Raw genomic sequence first — 4,851 nt, 5'->3', positions numbered from 1 at the left:
CCATAGCCACCGACACTGGAGCGGCTTAGCTCAAGGAATTTTTAGCAGGGCAGAAACGGCTCGTTTGCGGAGCCCTTATCCTGCTCACTGCGCCGTTTCCGCCCTGCTAAAAATCCTCTGGATTATCCGAGCCGATCGCAACGGCAATCACGCCCGCCGCTGAGATCGCGTTTTCTTTGAAAAAATCCGCAACTTTTTCGGCTAGTGCGTAGGTTTCTTCTGTGGGACCTGGATAGTTGCCATAATATTTTTTGGTTAGTTCTATTGCTGTTTTGAAGCTCATATCCTTCTCCCCGAGAGCAGTGACAGGGGCAATGATTCAAGATAGCACATCTTTGAAGACCTGCTGGTTCTTGAGTGCCGACGATCGGCTGGAAGCGGATGAGACTTGCCCGCCGACCAAGCGCGACGATCGTCACGGGCGTGTCCTCTCAACCTTCACCGATGCTCACGAGCGGCGCATAGTGCGATCTGAGAGGCCGACTTTTCGGCTGCCGGTCCGGTTGCGCAGGAAAGGGAGTTTTTCAACGCATTACGAGTGGATCTGTCATACGCTGGGCGCATCCATCGACAGCATGTCGACTTTGCTGACGTTCAGTGAACGACAGTGGTGATGCGCTATGGGTTGGCCACGCGATACCAAACAATTTCACCACAACTTGCTATCGCCATAAGAAGGATTATGACGATAGAACGAATTACACTGCGCTTTCCTGAACCGTCAATCCGGTGGAATCAGTGCCGCAAACCCTGTCGGCACCATCCCCGCCCCTTGCCGAGCCAACCATGCCACGACGTTCCATTCTCTCGCCTGCCGAGCGCGACAGTCTCTTCTCGTTTCCGGAGAGCCATGATGAGATCATCCGCCACTACACATTCAACGAAGCGGAACTCTCGCTGATCGGCCAGCACCGGGGCGCGGCCAACCGTCTGGGTTTCGCCGTCCAACTCTGCTGCATGCGCTATCCGGGGATTATCCTAGGCGCAGGCGTCGAACCGCCGCCTGCGCTGCTGGAGTACGTTGCCGGGCAGCTCAGCATAGAACCGATGCTCTGGAAAGAGTATGCAAGGCGGGACCAGACGCGTCGCGAACATCTGCTCGAACTGCAGGCCGCGCTGCAGTTGCGATTGCTCACAGTGCGTGACTACCGTCCGGCCGTGCAGGCCCTTGTTGATCTGGCGATGCAGACCGACAAAGGCCTGGTGCTCGCGCAGGCGCTGGTCGGATACCTGCGCCAACAGGCAATCCTGCTGCCCGGCGCGAACGTGATTGAGCGGATCTGCGCGGAGGCCGTCACCCGCGCGACCCGCCGCATCTACGATGTTCTTACGTTATCACTGTCGGATGAGCACCGGACAAGACTCGACCAGCTATTGACGCGCCGTGATGACGGCCGCATGACATGGCTCGCATGGCTGCGGCTGCCGCCGGGGAAGGCGAGTTCACGCCAGATGCTCAAGCATATCGACCGCCTCAAAATCCTCCACGCCATTGACCTGCCCGCGGGCCTCGACCGGATGGTGCACCGGAACCGTCTGCTCAAGATCGCCCGCGAAGGCGCGCAGATGACGCCGGCCGACCTGGCCAGATTCGAAAAGCAACGCCGTCATGCCACCCTGGTGGCCATCGTGATCGAAGCTACGGCGACGGTCACTGACGAGATCGTTGATCTGCACGACCGCATCATCGGACGGCTCTTCAATGCCGCGAAAAAGAAGCATCAGGAGCAGTTTCATCGTTCGGGAAAAGCCATCAACGACAAGGTGAGACTGTACGGGAAGCTGGGCCGGGCTCTGCTGGAAGCCAAGGAAAACGGCGGCGACGCGTTCGAGGCGATCGAATCCGTCATGTCGTGGGAGGCGTTCACGAAAAGCGTCAGCGAAGCCGAGCAGCTTGCCCAGCCCGAAGCGTTCGATTTTCTGCATCAGATCGAGGATCATTATGCGACACTGCGCCGGTACGTCCCGGCCTTCCTGGACATCCTGAAACTACGTGCCGCTCCTGCGGCGACGGATGTGCTTGACGCCGTCGATACGATCCGCGCCATGGACAACGACGGAGTGCGAAAAATGCCTGCTGACGCGCCCACCGCCTTCGTCAAGCCACGCTGGAAACCACTCGTGATGCCCGGCAGCGGTATCGATCGCCGTTACTACGAACTGTGCGCGCTCGCCGCGCTGAGGAACGCGCTACGCTCAGGCGACATCTGGGTGCAGGGCTCACGCCAGTTCCGGGACTTTGACGACTACCTGCTGCCGACAGAGAATTTCCAAGCGATCATGCAGGGCAATGTCTTGCCGCTGCCGATCATCGCTGATTGCGACCGTTACCTGAAGGAGCGGCGGCAGTTGCTAGAGCAGCGACTGGCAACCGTCAACCGCCTCGCCGCCGATAACGGGCTGCCCGATGCGATCATCACGGAATCGGGCCTGAAAATGACGCCGCTCGATGCCGCGGTACCCGAGGCGGCCCAGGCACTCATTGACCAGACATCGGTCATGCTGCCGCGCGTGAAAATCACCGAGTTGCTGATGGAGGTTGATGCGTGGACCGATTTCACCCGCCACTTTACGCACCTGAAGACCGGTGAGACAGCGAAAGACAAGACTCTGCTGCTCACGACGCTCCTGGCCGACGCGATCAACCTCGGACTGACGAAGATGGCGGAGGCCTGCCCCGGTACCACCTACGCGAAACTGTCGTGGCTGCAGGCGTGGCACATCCGGACGAAACCTACTCACAGGCGCTGGCTGAACTCGTCAACGCATAGTTCGCCCATCCGTTCGCCGCCCACTGGGGCGACGGAAGCACCTCGTCATCCGATGGGCAGCGCTTCCGTGCGGGCAGCAAGGCCGAGAGCACGGGACACGTGAATCCGAAATACGGCGCCGAGCCCGGACGCATGTTCTACACGCACATCTCCGACCAGTACGCGCCGTTCTATCCGAACCTCGTGAACGTCGGTGTGCGCGATTCGACCTATGTACTCGACGGACTGCTGTATCACGAGTCAGATCTGCGCATCCAGGAACATTACACTGACACCAACGGATTTACCGATCACGTCTTTGCGCTGATGCATCTGCTTGGTTTCCGGTTTGCGCCACGGATCCGTGATCTCAGCGATATGAAGCTGTATGTGCCAGGCAATCCCAAGGATTATCCTGCGCTTGCCTCAATGATCGGCGACACGTACAACGAAAAGCACATCCGGAGGAACTGGGACGAGGTTCTCCGTCTGGCGACGTCGATCCGGCAGGGCACCGTCACGGCTTCGCTGATGCTGCGCAAGCTTGGCAGCTATCCGCGACAGAACGGACTCGCTGTCGCACTGCGGGAAATCGGCCGCATCGAGCGCACGCTCTTTATTCTCGACTGGCTTCAGAACGTCGAACTGCGCCGACGCGTTCATGCCGGCTTGAACAAGGGCGAGGCCCGCAATGCGCTTGCGCGCTCGGTGTTCTTCTACCGCCTCGGTGAAATCCGCGATCGTAGCTTTGAGGCGCAGCGTTATCGCGCCAGCGGTCTGAATCTGGTCACCGCCGCGATCGTGCTGTGGAACACCGTCTACCTCGAGCGGGCTGTACAGACCATGCACGCCCGTGGTGTACCGGCCGACGCTACGCTGCTGCCGTATCTGTCACCGCTTGGCTGGGAACACATCAACCTGATGGGCGACTATGTCTGGCAACAAGATCGCAAGCTTCAGGCCGGCAAGTTCAGGGCGCTGCGGCCGCTGCCGGGGACAGAGCCGCGCATTCGGCGCCCCTCGTGAACTGCCACAGGGGCGATCGATCCTGCCGCCATACCCGACGAGCTCAACATCGTATAATCATCGGCTATAGCCGCCTCGACCTCGCGAAGAGAAAATCTGCCGTGAATAACCTGACGTCCCAACAACCGCTTGCCGACGACGATTTCGCCCGTCTCGCCGGGTTTCTCGACTCCATCGGCGATGCAGCGATGAACATCGAAACGCTCGACGGCTATTTCGTCGCGTTGATTTGCGGGCCAGACATCGTGTTTCCCAGCGAGTATCTGCCGCAGATCTGGGGGGAAGATTTTTCGTTTGAAAGTGACGGACAGGCCACAGAAATCGTCGAGCTGCTCATGCGTCACTGGAACACGATCAGCACGGAATTGCAGCAAACGCTGCATGAGCCGAATGTGTACCTGCCTGTGTTGCTCGAGCGAGAGGATGGTGTTGCCCCGGCCAACGACTGGGCACACGGCTTCATGCGCGGCGTACAGATGGGTCCCGCGAGCTGGGGTGAGCTGATCCATGACGAGGACCACGGTGGACCGATGATCCCGATCATGATGCTGCATCATGAGCACAATCCCGACCCGCAGATGCGGCCACCACAGATCCCGGCAGAAAAGCGCGAGGAACTGCTGGAAACGATGATCGCCGGACTGCCCCATATCTACCGTTACTTCGAGCCGCATCGGCGGGCACTGGCGCACATCCCGGCGCGTATGCCCATGCGCCGAGAAGAACCGAAGATCGGGCGCAACGAGCCGTGCCCGTGCGGTAGTGGCCACAAGTACAAGCATTGCTGCATGGCTAGTTCGCCGTTTCACTGATCAGGCAGCACAGCAACGGAGACACGCAATGCCCCAGATTCCAGATGATGCAGATCTTCCCCTGAACGCCAACGGCCCAGCGTACACGTCGCGACAGGATCGTGACGGCATACCGCTGTCGTATGTCGGCGAGAAATGAGCTTCCCTCGGTTTTTCGCCTTCCACAGGTCCCGAGTTACGCAGCGACATCCTTGGTCTGCTGAGCCTTGATCCAGTCTTGCAGAAACTGAACTGGCGATACGAAGCCAAGCGACGAATGACGA

At 59.5% G+C, this 4,851-nt stretch carries 2 protein-coding genes and 1 pseudogene; 2 read left to right on the top strand and 1 reads right to left on the bottom strand.

The annotated features are described in order from the left end of the window. Positions 1-106 precede the first annotated feature (106 nt). A complete protein-coding gene (locus AB3X96_RS41980) occupies positions 107-283 on the bottom strand; it encodes a hypothetical protein (RefSeq protein WP_368594342.1) in 177 nt (58 codons plus the stop codon). 503 nt (positions 284-786) lie between these two features. Here AB3X96_RS41980 and AB3X96_RS41975 point away from each other — a divergent pair. Beyond that, positions 787-3,776: pseudogene (locus tag AB3X96_RS41975) on the top strand (Tn3 family transposase). A gap of 101 nt (positions 3,777-3,877) precedes the next feature. Beyond that, positions 3,878-4,588, top strand: coding sequence for a UPF0149 family protein (locus AB3X96_RS41970; protein ID WP_368594341.1), 711 nt, complete (start codon positions 3,878-3,880; stop codon positions 4,586-4,588). The last annotated feature ends 263 nt before the right edge of the window (positions 4,589-4,851 follow it).

Source organism: Paraburkholderia sp. BR13439 (assembly GCF_040948805.1).
GTDB lineage: Bacteria > Pseudomonadota > Gammaproteobacteria > Burkholderiales > Burkholderiaceae > Paraburkholderia > Paraburkholderia youngii.
Note: the sequence above shows the minus strand (reverse complement) of the source record. Positions and strands in the feature narration are given on the sequence as shown.

What these genes read in the sequence shown, in the direction of transcription:
- AB3X96_RS41980 (WP_368594342.1), bottom strand. Translation starts at nt 283, where the DNA reads ATGAGCTTCAAAACAGCAATAGAACTAACCAAAAAATATTATGGCAAC.